Annotated in this window: 17 protein-coding genes; 9 read left to right on the top strand and 8 right to left on the bottom strand. The window is 60.6% G+C overall.

Features of this window, described 5'->3' with window-relative positions; all coding sequences use genetic code 11:
• Positions 1–240 carry a hypothetical protein gene (locus tag GXX95_05010; GenBank protein ID NLT37498.1) on the top strand — a complete coding sequence of 80 codons (240 nt, stop codon included), beginning with the start codon at positions 1–3 and terminating at the stop codon, positions 238–240.
• Entirely contained in the window at positions 237–2444 is a 2208-nt protein-coding gene (locus GXX95_05005) for a hypothetical protein (protein NLT37497.1), read from the top strand. Before GXX95_05010 ends, GXX95_05005 begins: the two co-directional genes overlap by 4 nt.
• Here the strand turns inward: GXX95_05005 and GXX95_05000 are convergent.
• The gene (locus GXX95_05000) at positions 2400–3971 is read right to left on the bottom strand and encodes a hypothetical protein (GenBank protein ID NLT37496.1); all 1572 of its coding nucleotides are present in this window, start codon (positions 3969–3971) and stop codon (positions 2400–2402) included. The two genes, GXX95_05005 and GXX95_05000, sit on opposite strands and share 45 nt — an antisense overlap.
• A gap of 91 nt (positions 3972–4062) precedes the next feature.
• On the opposite strand from GXX95_05000, the gene GXX95_04995 reads away from it, so the two are divergent.
• Complete coding sequence (locus GXX95_04995) at positions 4063–4977, top strand: ATP-binding cassette domain-containing protein (GenBank protein ID NLT37495.1); 915 nt, start codon at positions 4063–4065, stop codon at positions 4975–4977.
• Positions 4974–5777 (top strand): ABC transporter permease, encoded by an 804-nt coding sequence (locus GXX95_04990; GenBank protein ID NLT37494.1) that lies wholly within the window; start codon positions 4974–4976, stop codon positions 5775–5777. Before GXX95_04995 ends, GXX95_04990 begins: the two co-directional genes overlap by 4 nt.
• Before the next feature lie 27 nt (positions 5778–5804).
• Here GXX95_04990 and GXX95_04985 read toward each other — a convergent pair whose 3' ends face one another.
• From GXX95_04985 to ade, 3 genes are all read right to left on the bottom strand, one after another.
• Positions 5805–6464 carry a phosphoribosyltransferase gene (locus GXX95_04985; protein ID NLT37493.1) on the bottom strand — a complete coding sequence of 220 codons (660 nt, stop codon included), beginning with the start codon at positions 6462–6464 and terminating at the stop codon, positions 5805–5807.
• Positions 6465–6568: 104 nt separating this feature from the next.
• Complete coding sequence (locus tag GXX95_04980) at positions 6569–7126, bottom strand: purine phosphoribosyltransferase family protein (GenBank protein NLT37492.1); 558 nt, start codon at positions 7124–7126, stop codon at positions 6569–6571.
• 40 nt (positions 7127–7166) lie between these two features.
• Positions 7167–8837, bottom strand: coding sequence for an adenine deaminase (ade, locus tag GXX95_04975; GenBank protein NLT37491.1), 1671 nt, complete (start codon positions 8835–8837; stop codon positions 7167–7169).
• 81 nt (positions 8838–8918) lie between these two features.
• Here ade and GXX95_04970 point away from each other — a divergent pair, with 81 nt between their 5' ends.
• Positions 8919–9143 carry a DUF504 domain-containing protein gene (locus tag GXX95_04970; protein NLT37490.1) on the top strand — a complete coding sequence of 75 codons (225 nt, stop codon included), beginning with the start codon at positions 8919–8921 and terminating at the stop codon, positions 9141–9143.
• 19 nt (positions 9144–9162) lie between these two features.
• Here GXX95_04970 and GXX95_04965 read toward each other — a convergent pair whose 3' ends face one another.
• Positions 9163–9825 carry a hypothetical protein gene (locus GXX95_04965; GenBank protein ID NLT37489.1) on the bottom strand — a complete coding sequence of 221 codons (663 nt, stop codon included), beginning with the start codon at positions 9823–9825 and terminating at the stop codon, positions 9163–9165.
• A 260-nt stretch (positions 9826–10085) separates the two neighbouring features.
• On the opposite strand from GXX95_04965, the gene GXX95_04960 reads away from it, so the two are divergent.
• Together GXX95_04960 and cas4 are read left to right on the top strand one after the other, a co-directional pair.
• Positions 10086–10829, top strand: coding sequence for a TPD domain-containing protein (locus GXX95_04960; GenBank protein NLT37488.1), 744 nt, complete (start codon positions 10086–10088; stop codon positions 10827–10829).
• Positions 10830–10887: 58 nt separating this feature from the next.
• A complete protein-coding gene (gene cas4 / locus GXX95_04955; protein NLT37487.1) occupies positions 10888–11874 on the top strand; it encodes a CRISPR-associated protein Cas4 in 987 nt (328 codons plus the stop codon).
• On the opposite strand, the gene glmS is transcribed toward cas4, so the two are convergent.
• Positions 11871–13661 carry a glutamine--fructose-6-phosphate transaminase (isomerizing) gene (gene glmS, locus GXX95_04950; GenBank protein ID NLT37486.1) on the bottom strand — a complete coding sequence of 597 codons (1791 nt, stop codon included), beginning with the start codon at positions 13659–13661 and terminating at the stop codon, positions 11871–11873. The two genes, cas4 and glmS, sit on opposite strands and share 4 nt — an antisense overlap.
• A 1-nt stretch (position 13662) precedes the next feature.
• Entirely contained in the window at positions 13663–14856 is a 1194-nt protein-coding gene (locus tag GXX95_04945) for an NTP transferase domain-containing protein (protein NLT37485.1), read from the bottom strand.
• A gap of 184 nt (positions 14857–15040) precedes the next feature.
• Here GXX95_04945 and GXX95_04940 point away from each other — a divergent pair, with 184 nt between their 5' ends.
• Positions 15041–16519 carry a hypothetical protein gene (locus GXX95_04940; protein ID NLT37484.1) on the top strand — a complete coding sequence of 493 codons (1479 nt, stop codon included), beginning with the start codon at positions 15041–15043 and terminating at the stop codon, positions 16517–16519.
• 9 nt (positions 16520–16528) lie between these two features.
• Positions 16529–17212: a hypothetical protein gene (locus tag GXX95_04935; GenBank protein ID NLT37483.1), complete on the top strand. Its 684-nt coding sequence runs from the start codon at positions 16529–16531 to the stop codon at positions 17210–17212.
• A 106-nt stretch (positions 17213–17318) separates the two neighbouring features.
• Here the strand turns inward: GXX95_04935 and GXX95_04930 are convergent, their stop codons facing one another.
• Positions 17319–17498 carry a hypothetical protein gene (locus GXX95_04930; protein NLT37482.1) on the bottom strand — a complete coding sequence of 60 codons (180 nt, stop codon included), beginning with the start codon at positions 17496–17498 and terminating at the stop codon, positions 17319–17321.
• Between the last annotated feature and the right edge of the window lie 64 nt (positions 17499–17562).

The raw sequence follows: 17562 nt of genomic DNA, 5'->3' as shown, positions 1-17562 counted from the left end.
ATGGGAAGGACGGTGCCCACCTACCGGATGACCCTGGAATCGATCATCAACAGCTGGAGCGATTTCCGCAGGGCGCTACCCAAGGAGGACCGGGAAGTGTTCGATCACATGGTCAACCGGGCGCGGGCGCATGCCTCGGCCTCCACCTATGCGGCCTTCTCCGACCCCGTGGAGGGCGCTCTCCTGTCCATACTCCTGGAGCAGGAGAAGGAGATCCGGAGGCTGGGGGGGAAGGGGTGAGAGGATGGGTCCTGGACTGCTATGCGGACATGGCCGAGAACCGCATGGTCACCTGGGTGTGGACCAACCGAGGGGTGGAACGTGTGGTCGAGGATTTCATACCCCGCATCTACGTGCTCGCCTCCAGGGACAGGCTGGAGAAGCTGACACGGGACCTTGCCCTCCTGGGGGTGAAGGATGTATCGTTGGTGCGCCGCCGGACGGAGCTGGGCGGAGAGGAACGGGAGGTGCTCTCGGTGGCGGTGCGGGACTACGCGGCCATACAGCCCCTGGCCGTGACCATCGACTCCTGGGGAGGCTACCGCGACCACCTCTTGTACAACGTGGACCTGAGGATGGACCAGCGCTACTTCTTGGCCAAGGGGATCTTCGCCATGGGTCTGGTGGAGCTCCCCTCCCTGCACAGCCTGGACTCGAACCTGCGCCTCGACTACCCCATCCCTGCGCTGACCTCGGCGGAGCTGAAGGTCCGGACCGAGGGAGCGGGGATCCCTACCTTAGATGATCCCATCGCCTCGGTGGAGGTCGGTGACGTGGTCCTCGACGGACCTGAGGACGGGATCATCATAGACCTGCAATCCTTGATGAGGGAGCAGGACCCGGACATCATCTACACCTCCAAGGGGGACAGCTTCTACCTCCCCTATCTTCACCACCGGGCGCAGGTTAACGACGTCACCCTGGAGCTGGGGCGCGAGAGGGGGGAGAGGACCTCCCGGGGGAAGAGCTTCTTCACCTACGGCCGCATCGTGTACAAGCCCCCTGGCCACAAGTTACGCGGCCGGGTGCACATCGACCGCGAGTCCTCCTTCACCTTCCGGGAGAGCGGCCTGCACGGGCTGATCGAGATGTCGCGCCTTTCCATGATACCTCTGCAGGACCTTTCCCGCCTCTCCCCGGGCAGCGCCATAAGCGCCATGCAGGTGAATGAGGCCGTGCGCAGCGGGCACGTGGTGCTGTGGAAGAAGAACCTCCCCGAGGACTTCAAGACCGCCGGGGCGTTGATAGTCTCGGACCGCGGGGGGTTCATCTACGAGCCCAAGGTGGGAGTGCATGACCAGGTGTGGGAGGTGGACTTCTTCTCCCTGTACCCCAGCATCATGGTGCGGCATAACATCTCCCCGGAGACGGTGATGTGTCCCTGCTGCTCCCGCTCCTCGAGGACGGTGCCGGAGCTGGGGTACCACATCTGCGAGAAGCGGCAGGGACTGGTCCCCAAGGTGCTGGTCCCCATCCTCAACCGCCGGCGGGTGTATAAGCAGATCAAGGGTCAGGGCGGGCGTAAGGGGGAGATGTACGAGCAGCGGGCCAAGGCCCTCAAGTGGGTGCTGGTCACCTGCTTCGGCTACACTGGATACAGGAACGCACGTTTCGGAAGGATCGAGTGCCATGAGTCCATCACCGCCTTCGGGAGGGACATCCTGGTGCGGTCTGCAGACCTTGCGGAGAGGCGCGGCTTCGATGTGCTGCATGGGATCGTGGACTCGCTGTGGCTGCGGGGGGACGGCGACGTGGCGTCCTACTGCGAGGAGATCACCCGGGAGATGGGCATACCTCTCAACCTGGAAGGGCGGTACGCCTGGATCGTCTTCCTGCCCAACATATCCACGGGGGTGGGTGCGTTGAACCGCTACTACGGGAAGTTCGAGGACGGGGAACTGAAGCTCCGGGGGATCGCGGTGCGGCGCAAGGACACGCCCCTGCTGGTGGAGGACCTCCAGCAGGACATGCTCCGCCACCTCTCCGTTGCCGCCGACCGGAGCGCGTTCCTGGAGCTGGTACCTTCCTCCTTGGAGGTACTGGATCGCTACGTCGAGGAGGTGCGCTCCGGGACCGTGGAGAGGGCGCGCCTGATAATGAGGAAGAGCATCTCCCGGCGCCTGGAGGAGTATGTGCAGTACAACGACTCGGTGGCCGCGCTGCAGCAGCTGCACGACCAGGGCTTCGAGCTACAGCCCGGGCAGGCGGTGGAGTACCTCATCATGGACTCCGCCAGCAGGAGCTCGTGGCAGAGGGTCAGGGTCGCCCCCTTCCTGGACGGCGATGAGAGGTACGACGCCGAGCGCTATGTGGACCTCAGCCTCCGCGGCGCCGCCGAGCTCCTCTCCCCCTTCGGATGGAACATCGAGCGCCTGCGGGAGCGGGACAAGGGGATGCGATCAAAGCACCGCCAGGAGAGCTGCGTCCAGGCCAGACAGATATAGGGCGGTGGGCAGGAGCATGCATCCGGTGAGGTGCACGCGGGCCACGCCCAGGCGCGGGGGCACCAGGCCCAGCAGGGTGGACGTGGCCAGCACTATCAGGCCAGGGAGGCCGCAGAACAATGTCACCAGGACGACCATCAGGACCATGACCGCACGGTTGAGGGGGCGGAGGTCCGTGCCTCCCGCCAATCGCGAGAGCCAGCGGCCCAAGTGCAGGGTGAGGTAGTAACTGGCCCCCATGGACACCAGGGAGGCGAGAAGAAGTACGGGGAACCATGCCGAGGGAGGTGCCAGGAGGACGGCGCCGTCTGGCCCCAGCACCTCTTTGGCGGCGATCATCGCGCCCGACCTGCCCTTAAAGGCCAATGCGAGGGCCAGGAGGCCGAGGATGGTGGAGGATGTTCCCACGGCCGAGACCATTGTAAGGTAGCGGCGGGAGCTCCCGTCCTTGTCCCGCACTAGGGGCGAGGCCATGATGACCCCGGTGGTCGAGGAGATGCCCGGGAACCACCCCACCACCGCTCCCGAGAGCGCTCCCAGCAGCCCTGAGCGCAGGTCACGTGGTACCTCCCCAGTGTCCTCCTGGGGCGGAATAGGGGAGCCGCGCGCGGAGGCGAGGACCGCGGGCATGCCGAAAAGACCCGTGAGCAGGGGGAACAGCACGCTCTGCCCCATGCCCTCCCACACCTCGGAGAGCGGAAGACGGGACTCCATGCAGGTAAGGCCCAGCATGCCCGAGAGCAGCAGGAGCACCAGGGCCGCGGTCCTCTCGCGGAGCGCCGTCCTCCGCACCCGCCACACGCCGTGCACGCGCACCGTTCCCAAGGGCACCCTCCCCCTAAGCCGCCACCTCCCATAAGGGGTGACCAGCCACGGCCCGCTGCAACAGTCCCGCTGAACCCTCCCCACCATGATAGCCTCCTGCCCGTCCACCGGCACCGGCCGGACCAGGCTTAAGCACCCTTCCTCTCTGGAGGCATCCCTGACACGCAGCGATGCGCGTGTTCGGACCCCTTTCTCCGAGAGCGGAAGGGCGATCAGGGCGGCGGCCACCAACAAGGGGGCGGCCTGCTCCACTAGGAGCATGAGGTCCAGGGGAGGGCCCAGGACCATGGTGAGGGGGAGGCACAGGCAGATGGCCGCGGTCCCGCCCACCAGGGCACCGTATGCGGAGCAGCCGGCGGCCTCGTTACCCTTACCGTCAAGGAGGAGGCGGTGCCCGGGAAGTGTGCTGAGCGCCGTGTCCTCCTCCGCTGCCCCCAGGAAGATGGAGGGAAGGACGTCGAGGAAGGAGTGGGCCACCGCCGCGGAGACGATGATCACAACCAGCAGCAGGGGGGCGTCCCCTTCTTCCCCGCCCGCCGCCGTCGCTATCGTTGCCAGACCGGGGAGGATGATGGCAGACGCGGAGACCAGGAGCAATGCCAGGGTGTTGACGTGGATGCCCGGGGCCAGGCCGGTCAGCGACCCCAGGGCCGTGCCCAGAAGGGAGAGGTAGATGACGGCGAGGATCAGGGAAGGGTCCACAATAGGCCTTGCTCGGCAGGGGGAAAAAGGGGCGCGGCTACCGTTAGCTTGCGTCAGGGTCTAATGCCATAAGACCCATAAGTGTGCTCAGATGCCGGCAGTGGTCTCCGCACGGGGTTTGGTGAAGAGGTACGGCGATCTGGTGGCGGTGGACCATATCGACCTTCAGATCGACAAAGGAGAGGTGTTCGGGTTCCTGGGGCCCAACGGTGCGGGGAAGAGCACCGCCATGCACATGATACAGGGCACCTCCCCTCTGACCGCGGGACGCCTGGAGGTTCTGGGAATGGACATCACTGCCCGTGCCAAGGAGGTCAAGGCCCTTATCGGCGTGGCGCCCCAGGAGAACAATCTGGACCCTGACTTCACCGTCCTCCGTAATCTCACCTCCTACGCCCGCTACTTTGGCATCCCCCCGGCCCAGGCCAAGAAGCGTGCGCTGGAGCTGCTAGACATGATGCAGCTCACGGAGAAGAAGGACACCGAGATCGAACATCTGTCCGGTGGCATGAAGCGGCGCCTCATAATGGCCCGGGCCCTCATCAACGACCCCCAGCTCCTCATCCTGGACGAGCCCACGACCGGTCTTGATCCCCAGGCCCGGCACCTCATCTGGGAGAAGATCAGGGACCTCCGGAAGAGAGGGACGACGATCATCCTCACCACCCACTACATGGATGAGGCCGAGCAGCTGTGCGACCGCCTGGTCATAATGGAGAAAGGGAAGTTCCTCCTGGAGGGTGTTCCCAAGGAGCTCATCGAGGACCAGGTGGGCTCCTGCGTCATGGAGGTCATAGACCCCCACGGGCAGGGCATCGAGGACTACCTGGCTGCTACAGGAGGGCAGGTAGAGCGCTCGGCGGACCGCATCTACTTGTACTCCCGGCAGTGTCAGACGATACAGTCGGAGTTCAAGCGTAGGTACCCTGACGTGTACTCCACAGTAAGGCCGTCGACCCTCGAGGACGTATACCTCAAGCTCACCGGCAGGAGGCTGAAGGATTGAGCCTCATCAGCAACATCGACCGGGGGGCCATCTATGTGTGGAGGAGGAACGCCGATGTGTTCTTCAAGACTTGGAAGACGAACTTCCTCCCTTCCATACTGGAGCCCCTGCTGTACCTGGTGGCGATGGGGGCGGGGCTGGGCAGCCTGGTAATGAACCTGCAATACGCCGGACAGGAGATCGAGTACATACGATTCCTGGCCCCTGGCCTGGTGGCCATCTCCATCATGTACGGCGGCTTCTTCGAGTGCACCTACGGCTCGTTCGTGCGCATGCATTACCAAAAGACGTTCGATGCCATCGTGGCCACGCCCGTGAGCATCGAGGATGTCATCGCCGGGGAGATCCTGTGGGGCGCCACCAAGAGCTTCGTGAACTCCGCCATCGTACTGCTGGTGATCATCGTCCTGGGCGCCACGTTCATACCTGAGGTGCTGTTCACCGCCCCCACCATGCTGCTGATACCGGCGATATCCTTCCTCGGGGGCATCATGTTCTCATCCATAGCCATGATCTTCACCGGCCTGGTGCCCAACATAGATTCGTTCAACTACCCGTTCTACCTCCTGGTCACGCCCATGTTCCTGTTCGGGGGCACGTTCTTCCCCACCTCATCCCTCGGCGTGATAGAGCCGGTGGCGTATGCTCTACCCCTCACTCACACCAGCCTGCTGATGAGGAATCTGAGCTTCGGAACGGTGGGATGGATGGACCTGTGGGCGACGCTCTACATCGTGGTCCTTACCGTGGTGACCTTCCTCCTCGCCATAATCATCATGAAAAAAAGGTTGGTGAAATGAGGGAAGGACCGCAGGTCAATTGGTCCGTTACCTCATTCTGACGATATTGCCGTCCATGACGATCTTTCCGCTTTTCTCCAGGTCCCTCAGGGTGATGGGCAACAGTTCCTCCGGCACATCGATGAAGAACTGGTCGCGGAAGGCCTGGCGGATGCCCTCCTCGGTGCGGGGCTCGGTGAGGGTCTTGGGAAGCAGCGTCCTCAGGTCCTCATGCAGGTTCCAGGGGAAGATGAACCATATCCATGGGTCATCGGGAAGCTTGCGGGAGCAGTGATCGGGCACGAACTTGGAATGGTTGAAGTGCAGGAGCGTCGCGCTGCGGGTGTTCTTGGCCCCCAATGAGCTGAGGTGGGCCATCGCCAGAGTGAGGCTCTCCCCAGTGTCGGTGATGTCATCGACCACCAGCACGCTCTCTCCCGCGATGTTCACACTGAGCTCCTGGGTCAGCAGGGCCTTTCCGTTCTGGTTGGCTGTTACTCCCCAGTGCTCGGTCTTCACCGCGTACAGCTTCTTCACCATCAGATGGTCACAGAGGAGCCTGGCCGGGACCCAGCCCCCTCGCGTCAGACCTACGACCACGGTCGGCTGAACGCCGTTCTCCTGCAGCTCATTGGCCAGGTCTGTCGTCCACTCCGCTATCTCGTTCCAGGTTACCAGCTTGCATCTGAAGCTCTCAGGGTCGGCCATCCTACATCGCTCCCGTCGAGGGAGCGTTCACCGTCCATAGAGGAGCTGTGCCCATCCCTCGGTGCTAACGCGTCAGCGCGCTATCGACAAAAAAGCTTTCGCCTTCAATCCAGGACTGTGGTCCTGCCTTCGCGGACATCCACCTTGACCAGGGTCTTGATCCTGATGCCTAGCTCGCGCTCCAGCAGCTCTCTACCTTCTCCTTTCTCCACCACCACGACGATATCGGCGATCTCCACACCCATCTCCTGGAACGCGTGGATGATGGCGCGCAGGGTCCCCCCGGTGCTGATGACATCGTCCATGATCACTACCCGGTCCCCTCTGGCCAGCCCGTTGATGTACAGCTCCTTCCGCGAGTAGCCGGTGACCTGCGTCACGCTCACCTCTCCTGGAAGCCCATAGCGTCTCTTGCGGACGATCACGTACGGGATACCCGTGCGCAGGGAGATGGGGACGACCAGATGGATGCCCATGGCCTCTGCGGCCACCAGGAGGTCGCAGCGGAGATCGGTGATCTCCATCATGCGGTCCACCACCTCCTGCAGGAGGGCGGGGTCCATGCGGGGGATGCCGTCGGTGATGGGATGAACGAAATAGGAGTAGTCGCCCATGCGGACCACGGGCGACTCCCGGAGGCTCTGCTTCAGCTTATCCAGCATGTTCCCGGAATGCATGGGGGGTATTTTCTTACTTTCCGGCCTAGGTGGCTATTATCGCTTCCACCGCCTCCGAGCGGAGGGTGTCCATCAGCCCTCGGTCCCCCAACTTCAGGGAGGGAACGACGAGCAGAGACTGGAAGGACAGGGTCATGAACGGTCGGCGGAGGGGGCATCCCATTTCCCGGGCGAGCTCGTGGAGCTCTCTCTCCTTTCGCACCACCTCGTCCACCGGGAGATCGCTCATCAGGCCGGCCACCGGCAGAGGCAGCACTGCCTTCCGCTGCCCGCTGCCAGCGTACATGCCTCCCCCCATGCGGATTATCTCGTTGACGGCGTGGGCCATGCTCTCCCCGTCCACTCCCACGGCGATGATGTTGTGGGCATCGTGCGCCACCGAGGATGCCAGCGCCCCTTCCTTAAGGCAGAACCCGCGGATGAAGGCCAGCGCTGGGGGCGCGGGGCGATAGCGGTTCACCACCGCCAGGTGGAGACAGTCGCAGTCATGGTCGGAGGCGATCCTCCCGTCGATGACGTCCAGCTCCGCCATCGCCGAACCGCTGTCGATCTCGCCCTCCTTGGCCACGATGACCCGCACCCGGAGCCTGGAACCTTTGGCCGGAATGGTCATGTCACCACCTTGGACCTCACTCGCACCTATCGTCCGGGGGAAGGCCATAGGACCCCCGGTGAACAGGGGCTGGCCGTTCCTGGCGACGGGTATCCCCCTGATCCACGTCTCCTCCACCTTGAACTCCTGGAGGTCGCTCACCACCACCAGGTCCGCAGGACCGTCGGGACGGATCCATCCTCCGGGGACCCCATAGTGTTGGGCAGGCCACATGGTCACCGCTCTAATGGCCTGGACCGCGTCCATACCCTCGGCCACGGCCTTACGCAGGATGGCATCCATATGTCCTTGGACAAGGTCCTCCGCTTCCAGGTCGTCGGTCACCAGGAAATGAGGGTTGTTGCGGGCGAACGGCAGCAGGGCCTTGAAATTCTGCGCTGCGGACCCTTCCCGCACCATAATGGTCATGCCCTTCCTTGCCTTCTCCTCCGCCTCCTCCAACGAGGCGGCCTCGTGTTCGGTGGTGATTCCCACCATTATGTAGCGGTCCAGGTCCTCTCCACGCAGACCGGGGCAGTGGCCGTCCACCGGCCTCCCCGCCCTGACCGCGGCATCGATCTTGGCCATGGTGTCGGGATCGTCGTTCAGGACCTTGTTGTGGTCCATCACCTCTCCCAAGGCCACAAATCGAGGGTCCTGGAAGAGCATGCTCGCGTCACGGGCGGTTATCACCCCTCCGGTCGTTTCCAGCGGGGACACGGGCACGCACGACGGGACCGTGAAGTGGAACCTCAGGGGAACCGAGGCCGCGTTATCCAGCATATACTTGATCCCCTCCATCCCCGCTACATTGGCGATCTCGTGAGGATCGGCAACCACTGCAGTGGTGCCGTGCACCACCGCCTTCTCCGCGAAGCGTGCTGGTGTCAGAAGGGATGATTCTATGTGAATATGGGCGTCTATAAGGCCGGGCAGAATGAACCGGGAGGGCGCTGAGGGGTCCCTCTCGATGCTCAATATCCTACTCCCCCTTATCCTCAGACGGACCGGGTGGACAGAACCTCCCTGCACATCCACCATTCTGCCGCGAAGCTGCAGGACCGGGCCGGAGGTAACGTAATCACTAATAGCTAGAGCATTCATGGTATTCACATTGACCACAGAATAGATGCTACTTTCGAGATTCGCTAGGGGGCGAGACGAACGGTCTATCCACGAGAGGTCCTGAACAGGATAAAATGGAAGGAAAGGGAAGGGCTGAAGGATGTGGTGATCACTTACCTTCACCGGGGAGCCCCCGGCGACCTGTCGGCCGTCAAGGGGGAGGACATTGTGGAGCTGGAGCGTTCGTTCTTTGTAACCGCCGATAGCAAGATACCATACCATCGGATCCGCGCCATAGAGCACCGGGGGATCCTGGTGTACGTGGACCGTCCCCCGGCCCAATAAAAAATGAGCGTTAAGGTGTTTACTGCCGAGGGGTGCCGCAGTTGGGACAGTTCCTCATGAACGCCGGGTACTGGACGCCGCAGTTCTTGCACTTGATCATCTCAGCCCTCGATGAGTTGTGCTGTTCCGGGGCGGGTGCGGGTTGTGCCGGCGGGGGTACAGGCACCGGCGGCGCCTGGTACTGGGCGGGCGGCGCCTGGTACTGCTGAGTCTGCTGAGGCGGTACTGGAGGAGCCTGCTGAGGATACTGCTGAGGCTGCTGGTAGTACTGCGTCGGATACTGCTGGTACTGCGGCTGGAACACCTCCTGCAGTCTGATGAAGGCGATGAGCAGCAGGATACCGGGTATGACGCCGCCGAAGATCAGGCCGATGATACCCCAGATTATGAGGCGGTCACTGGCCTCCTTGAACTTCCCCTGGTCCAGAGGAGTGAACACACTTGGGACCATCATGTAATAAAGGAACGCGATGACCACCATGGAGATCAATAGGTAGATTGCGGTCCCCCAGCTTCCCGTGGCTATGCTCGCTATGGCACCGATGAAGGCGATCAGGAGCATGAGCAGCATGATCAGCTGTCCCCAGTATGCGAACTGACGAGCATCTTTTGCCGCCGCGGGGAGCCATGCGGGGCCCGTGCTGTTTGCTAGGAATGGTATGTTCTTCGGCATTTCTGTCATGTTTTCCCTCCTCAAATGGCTGGCTTAGTATATTGGATGATAAATGCTTGTCCGTGATATATAACCTATTCATGTTTCGCCGTGTACCGTCATCCAAAGGTCAGATGGAGTCATTGGCTTACGTATTTAATGGCGATATGTTTAAGAGCTTTCATGGATTACGAAATCTTAGAGTGCAACTATAGGTTGAAGTTCACATGAAGTTTAACGATTTCAAGGCTATTTATGACCGCCTCGATACTTATGATGATGTGAAAGCCTTGTCCAAAGAAACAGGCCTGGACGAGGAGCTGCTCAACGTCATATACACCCAGCGAACGGTGCGTGAGGCCACCAAGAAATATCACGTCGTGAAGCGCAACGCTCCCCGCATGCTCAGGGAATGGAAGGCCGGGACCAGCTTGCTGGAGATCGCCAGGAAGTGGCGGTTCCCTCCCATCCTCACCGCGCTGATTCTGTTCCAGGAGGACGGTTTCTCCAAGAAGGAGTTCTGGAAGTACGTCCGGGAACCGGAGTGCATCGCCAACCCCCGAACGAAGAAGGAGATCATCGAGATCACCGAGGCGGACAGCATATACTCCCCATGGGGCAACGAGATACAGTACAAGCGCGGAGCCTGGGGGGAGGAGAAGCTGCATGAGTGGCTAGACTCCCACAACATCAGCTACCGCACCGAGAAGGACCTCAGGGGCAAGTTCGCCAAGACCCCCGACTGCCTCCTCGATGAGCCTCTCAAGATCAACGGCTGGACGATCAACTGGATCGAGTCCAAGGCCTCCTTTGGGGACCGCACCGAGTTCAACAAGAACGTCCGCGGGCAGTTGAGCCAGTACTACGACATGTTCGGTCATGGGCTGGTCGTCTACTGGTTCGGCCACGTGGAGGATATGGACTGCCCCCAGGGGATCGAGATCATCGATGCCGGGCTGTGCGGCCTCAATTGCGAGAGCCAGACCGTAGAAGACTTCTGCCCGGAAGAGATCGTCGATAACCGCCAGATCTAGAGCCTCTCCGGGTCCTGGATTTGCGATTCAGGCAGACAGCAATAGATACTCCGACAGCATGGGCGTGGCCGTGGAGGGCATATCGGCCGGGGACCTGGAAAAGTTTTGCTACTGTCCTTTGAGCTGGAGTCTCAGGGATGAGGTCACCGAAGACCCCGCTCTGGTCGCCGGCAGGGACCAGCACGACCGCATGGCCGGAGAGCTGGAGGACATCGTCAAGAAGGAGCGACTCGCCTCCTCCTATGACAAAGTGGTCATAGTCACCTCCATGGTGGCCACGGCCCTGGCGCTGGTAGGGGTGTTCGTCTTCGCATCCCCCGACTATGTCCTACGCTACCGGGTCCTCAGCATCATTGCTGTCCTGTGGATCATACTGGCCATCTTCATCTTGTACGGCTCGGCACGGGCCCGCCTCCGCCTGGAGGGAGAGAAGAGCGACCTCATCGTGGGTACGCTTGCCATTCTTGCCATGGTCCTCGCCATAAATGCCGTCCCCTTCTTCGGGATCAGCTTTGACCAGGGCCTCCTGGCACAGGCTGTGGCCCTGGTGCTCCTTATGGGGGCCACCGTCGCCCTGTACATGTCACAGCACCAGGCCGAAGGGGCGAGGGCGGTGAGGGACCGGACCCATGTCAGGGGACGCATCGCTTACATAGGTGAGTCCGGCTCCCCCCGGCTCCTTCATTCCGAGGAGCACGGCCTATCAGGGCGTCCCGATTACATCCTGGACATAGGTGGGGACCTGGTCCCGGTGGAGGTCAAGACCGGCAGGGTGCCCCGCGGTCCCCTCTTCTCCCACGTGATCCAGCTGGCGGCCTACTGCCTTCTCCTGGAAAAGGAAGGAAAGGTCAGCTACGGGATACTGAAGTACGGCGATATGGAGCACATCATCGCCTTCGACGATCGCCTGCGGTCCACCCTGATGTCGAAGATGGCGGAGATGCGAGAGGTCATGGCCTCGGGCGAGGCGCACCGTAACCACGACCGACCGGGTAAGTGCCGTTCCTGCTCCCGCAGGGAGATGTGCCCAGAGCGCTTGGACTAGTCGACGGTCACACTCTTGGCGAGGTTCCGGGGCTTGTCTATGGGGCAGCCACGCTTCTTGGCAGTGTAGTATGATATGAGCTGGACCATAACTGTGAGAGGCACCGGGGACAGAATGGGACTTATGGGGGGTATGTAGACGATGGCGTCCGACACCGCCGCAAGGTCACTATCGCCCTCCACGCCGATCGCCAAGATGGGGCTGTTGCGCGCGGCCACCTCGGAGATGTTGGAGATCATCTTCTCATAGGTGTGGTCCTTGACGCAGGCGGCCACCACAGGCGTGGACTTCGTCAGCAGCGCCAGGGGGCCGTGCTTCAGCTCACCTGCGGCATATCCCTCCGCATGGATGTAAGAGATCTCCTTGAGCTTCAATGCCCCCTCGAGCATCGTGGGATAGTTGATGTTGCGCCCTAGGAAGAACACGTCCTGGGCGGGCACCAGCATATCGATGGCCTCGTTCACCTGCTGTGACCTGTCGAGGACACTTCCGACGTACCGGGGCATTCCCCGGAGGTCTGACATAAGTTCCCGCACCTCATCCCTGCCCATCGTATGACGTATCTGTGCCAGACGGATCCCCAGAAGATACATGGCCATGAGCTGGGCGGTGTAGGTCTTGGTAGCGGCCACGCCGATCTCCGGACCGGCGTTGGTATAGAACACGCTGTCGACCTCTCGAGCGATGGTGCTGCCTACGACGTTGGTGACGGCCAAGGTGCGGCATCCCCTCCGGCGGGCCTCACGGGCCGCGGCCAGGGTGTCCGCTGTCTCTCCTGACTGGGTCAGCATCACGGTGAGGGGGTTCTCCCCCGTACCCGGGGAGTAGCGGTATTCGGAGGCCAGTTCCACGGTGGTGGGTATCTTGGCCAGGGCCTCGATGATGTACTTCCCCACCATGGAGGCATGGTAGGACGTGCCGCATGCCACCAGCTTCACCGAGGGGACGTCCTGGTCCACCATCAGGCTTCCGTTCTCCAGCTCCTCCAGGCTGCCGAGGAGGGAATTGTGGATGGCTGTGGGCTGCTCGAATATCTCCTTGAGCATGTAATGCTCGTAACCGCCCTTCTGGGCATCCTCCACCGTCCACGTGACCACATGCGGCTCCCGCTGCACGATCCTGCCCTCATTATCATAGATGGTCACGTTCTGAGGATCGAGGACCACGGTCTCGCCGTCCATGATGTAAAGCGCTTTATTGGTGTAGTTGAGGATGGCGGTGACGTCGGAGGCGAAGAGGTTCTCCCCGTGTCCCAGGCCCACCACCAGAGGGTTCTCCTTGCGGCCGGCGACCAGCTGGTTGCTGTCCACATGCAGGGCTACGGTAGCGTAGGTACCCTTCACTTCCTTCAGGGTCTCCCTGAGCGCTGCGTGGAGGTCCCCCTTATAGTGCTTCTCCAGCAGGTGCACCAACACCTCGGTGTCGGTCTCGGAGGTGAACACGTGGCCTTCATCTATGAGCTGTTTCTTTAGAGCCTGGTAGTTCTCGATGATCCCGTTGTGCACCACCGCGATGCGACCCTCGCAGTCCAGGAAGGGGTGGGCGTTCTCCTTCGACGGCTTTCCACAGGTGGCCCAGCGGGTGTGCCCTACACCCAGGTGACCTTCTATGGAAGGCATGGTGGAGGCCAGCTTCGATATCTCCCCCTTCTCCTTGAATATCTCCAGGGAGCTGCCCACGATGGCCACGCCCGCGGAGTCGTAGCCTCGGTACTCCAATCTCTTCAAACCGTCAAGAATGACCTCTTGGGCGTTCCGGGGGCCGGCATATCCGATGATACCGCACATTTTAGACCACAACGCTCCTGTTTTCGAGATTACCGCTTACCTTCACTCCGTCCTCGATCCGGCATGCTGCGCCTATGACCGATCCTGAGGAGATGACCACTCTGGACCCTATCAATGTGTCCTGCCCCACGAGGGCTCCCACATCGGTGAGCTTGAACAGCTCCCGGTCCACCCGGGAGTAGGAGACCCCGACCGGGGCCATAAGGCCTGCTTTGGCCCTGACGCCATCGTCCAGGACCGCATGCGAGAGGTGAGAATGAGAGCCCACGCGGACGCTGCTCATTATCAAGCAATTATTGAGGTAGCTCATCGGCTCGATGATGGTTCCGTTGCCGATGCTGGTAGAGGGCATGATGACCACGTTGGGCCCGATATCGCATCCTTCCCCGATGGCCACCGGTCCCTCGATGTAGCAACCGGAACGGATCCTGGTCCCAGTGCCTATGGAGACCGGTCCCTTTATGGTCACCCCGTTCTCGATGGTCCCGTTTATCCCTTGGCCGTGGAACTCCAGGGCCACGGAATTGACCCTGAGAAGGTCCCAGGGGTATACGGCATCGATCCACTTGCCCGCGGTCTTGATAGGAGTGATCCCCAGCTCCTGGGCGATAGGAGATAGTGTCTGAGTGATCCCCAGCTCCACCGAAGGCTCCCTGTCCTGGAAATATCGGAGGACTTTGCTCTCGAAGTAGTAGACGCCGGTGTTGATGATGTTCCCCACACGGGACTCCGGCTTCTCCACGATACTGGCGACCTTTCCCTTGTCGAGCATCACCACCCCATACTTGGATGGGATCTCGCTCTGGGTGACCACCATGGAAGTCCCCTCCCTCTTCTCCAAGAGGTCGCCGATCAGGCGGGAGTCGATGAGGTTGTCCCCCGCGACCACGAGGAAACCTTCGTTGCTCAGTAACTTGGACGCCAGTGCCAGGGCGTGGGAGGTTCCCAGTTGCTTCTCCTGCTCGACATACTCGATCCTGGCACCGAAGCGGCGACCGTTCTCGAAATGCGAGAGGATGGTGTCCTCGCGGTAGCCAACGACCATGATTATGTCCTTGACCCCGTTCTGGACCAAGGCCTCCACGATGTATTCCAGGATAGGACGGTTCCCCACCGGTATCATGCCTTTCGGCCTCGATGTGGTGAAAGGTCGCAACCGTGTCCCTTCTCCCGCAGCCAACACTACCGCCTTCAAAGCCTCTGCCTCCCCTGGTCGATTCGGCTCTCCCTTCTTATAACTTTTTGGTCGCATAGTCCAGATGAGAATCATGCCCGTCGAGGTCGCACATTATCAGCGATAGTAATCGGCAGCAAACATTTAAACAAAATCTTAATTATTTTATTTTAATCTCTTATAGTATTCGACAGAGGTCAGTTGAATGGGGAAGGAACCCAAGATCAAGATACCGATAGAGGTTTACCAGTTCTTCACCAATCCAGGTGGTCACTCCCTCATCGTCAGGGGCAATGCCGGTACCGGTAAGACCACATTTGCACTGCAGACCATAGAGGAGCTGTCGGCGATAGAGAAGAGCTTCTATCACTCCACCCGGGTCTCGGACATGAGCCTGCTGACCCAGTTCGGTTGGCTCAAGGACAAGATGGAAGGTATCGAGCGCAGCGACAGCTTCTCCAACGTTCAACAGAGCACTCCGCCCGCGGCGAGGCGGCTCGGCCTCAGCAACCTCAAGGGCATCAAGAGCGTTCCCTTGGAGGTAGCGAAGGGAGGGGGGTTGTCCATCTCCATCGGCAAGGACCTGGGAGAGCTCGAAGGCCTTTACCAGGGCATCGAGAGACACCTGCCAGAGAAGAGCCTGGTGGTCATCGACTCCATAGACGCCCTGGCCGAGAAGTACAATATCTCCTGCTCCAAGCTCCTGTCCACCATCCAATGTGATATCGTGGAAGGCTATGGATCCAACGTCCTCTTCGTCCTGGAGAGCAGCAATATGGACCTGGACTACCTCGGCGACGGGGTTGTGAACTTCTCCCGCAACGAGTTCAATCGCCGGCGCATCCGGGAACTGGAGATCCTAAAGCTCAGAGGTTGCGAGATACAGCAACCCAAATACATATTCACCCTTGACAAGGGCCGCATACAGACCTTCGGCTACCAGAGGCTCCTGGAATCACAGATACCCAAGACGCCATGGAGGTCCATACCGGATATCAATGATCGTGTCTCCTGTGGCATCAAGGATCTTGACGCCACACTGACCGGGGGGCTGGAGCGCGGGTCCATCACCCTCATAGAGCTGGGACAGGGGGTCCCGACGACGGTGAGCAACGCCCTGGAGTCCTCACTGGTGACGAACTTCATCGCCTTGGGCCGGGGAGTATTGTGGGTACCCATGCGCAAGGCCTCTGCGGACATCGTGCGGGCCAGGATCGCTCAGTCGATACAGGCGGAGGAGTTCGATCATCTCGTGCGCATACCCGAGAAGGCCGACCAGATCACCTCGGTCGGTGCCTCCTACGTGCTGCCCATAGAGGGTGCCAGCGCCTCTTTCGATTTCAAGTGGCAGAACATCGAGTTCTCTCTCGCCACATCGAAGAAACCTCTGCTTACGGTCATGGGCTTCGACACCATGCACTCTCTCTACGGAAACGACATCTGCGACCAGCTCATGGACTTCCTGGCCTTGGTCCGCAGGAACCAGGGCATCTTCGTGGCCTTGGCGCCCACCTCAAGCGCCTCCACCTCCAGATTGGAGGACCTGGCCACCACCCGCTTGAAGATAGACCGCATAGGCGGGACGGTCCTGCTATACGGGGAGGAACCGTTCACTGAGTGCTATGCTCTGAATTTCGACCAGAAGGAGGTGGGAGGCAGTGTATCCCTTACTCCTATCCTCTGAGGTGAGAGCATGCTAAAGGCCACCTTCCCCGACCACTCCTCCATGCTGATGATCGGCAGCCCCGGCATCGGGATGCTGGAGTTCGCGGTGAGCATCGCCAAGGACTGGATGGAGGCGAACAACATGGTGCTGTTCGTGACCGTGGACCTCCTGCCCTCGGACCTCCTGGACATAATGAACTCGTTCGGGGTGGACAAGGAGGTCCTGGGCAAGAACCTGTTCATCATAGACTATCACTCCTCCCTGCTGGGGTCCTTCGACAACTCCACGAAATGCCAGGGTACCGAAATCAGGAAGGTCTCGGACCTGGAAGGGATAATGTTCAACATCTCCACCATTGCCGACAGCACCGATCGACCAGTGAAGATCATTATCCATTCCCTGTCCACGCTCTTCCTGTATAACCAGGCGAACGTGGTCCTGAAGTTCTTCCAAATATCATCGTCCCGCATACGGAACGGGCTGGGGACGGCGTTCTTCACCATACATGAGGGTGTTCATGACGAGAAGACGGTGAACCACCTCATGGCCATTGCCGACGGGGTCCTGGAGCTTCGGTTCGACGAGGAGCTGAACCGGCGCATGCGCATTAGGAACATGAGGGGATGCATCACATCATCTCAGTGGATACCTTACGAGATAAGGCAGGTCCAGCAGTCCAGGGAAGGCCTGTCGTTGCTGGAATGGAGATAGACCCTCTGCCCTTTTTCTTAAATCCTCGAAGAAAATATCGAGGTGGGAGGTGCTCCCATGAAGCGCGTGGGACCTCACTCTCGGTGCACTTTAATAAAAACCTTTTTTACTCGTATTCCTCAGCGGCCATGGTACCATATATGGAAGCTTTGTAGCTCTCCATGTTCTGGGCGGTGGCGCGGACGTAGAGGTCGCACTGGACCTTCGGTCGGACCACCAGCTTTTTCTTCTGGCAGTAGACCATGCCTTCGTTCACACCGGCCTCGGGTCGCTTGTCAGAGAACAAGCAGGAAAAGCAAACACTGTGGTCGTTTGACACTATGGCTACTCAAGGTATCGGGCTATATATT

The sequence above is a fragment of the Methanomassiliicoccus sp. genome (assembly GCA_012719175.1).
Classification (GTDB): domain Archaea; phylum Thermoplasmatota; class Thermoplasmata; order Methanomassiliicoccales; family Methanomassiliicoccaceae; genus UBA6.
The sequence above is the reverse complement of the archived record's forward strand: the minus strand, read 5'-3'. Positions and strand labels throughout refer to the sequence as shown.

Coding starts and splice junctions, on each gene's coding strand:
- GXX95_05010 (NLT37498.1), top strand. CDS start 1: ATGGGAAGGACGGTGCCCACCTACCGGATGACCCTGGAATCGATCATC.
- GXX95_04995 (NLT37495.1), top strand. CDS start 4,063: ATGCCGGCAGTGGTCTCCGCACGGGGTTTGGTGAAGAGGTACGGCGAT.
- GXX95_04985 (NLT37493.1), bottom strand. CDS start 6,464: ATGGCCGACCCTGAGAGCTTCAGATGCAAGCTGGTAACCTGGAACGAG.
- GXX95_04980 (NLT37492.1), bottom strand. CDS start 7,126: ATGCTGGATAAGCTGAAGCAGAGCCTCCGGGAGTCGCCCGTGGTCCGC.
- ade (NLT37491.1), bottom strand. CDS start 8,837: ATGAATGCTCTAGCTATTAGTGATTACGTTACCTCCGGCCCGGTCCTG.
- GXX95_04965 (NLT37489.1), bottom strand. CDS start 9,825: ATGACAGAAATGCCGAAGAACATACCATTCCTAGCAAACAGCACGGGC.
- cas4 (NLT37487.1), top strand. CDS start 10,888: ATGGGCGTGGCCGTGGAGGGCATATCGGCCGGGGACCTGGAAAAGTTT.
- glmS (NLT37486.1), bottom strand. CDS start 13,661: ATGTGCGGTATCATCGGATATGCCGGCCCCCGGAACGCCCAAGAGGTC.
- GXX95_04940 (NLT37484.1), top strand. CDS start 15,041: ATGGGGAAGGAACCCAAGATCAAGATACCGATAGAGGTTTACCAGTTC.
- GXX95_04935 (NLT37483.1), top strand. CDS start 16,529: ATGCTAAAGGCCACCTTCCCCGACCACTCCTCCATGCTGATGATCGGC.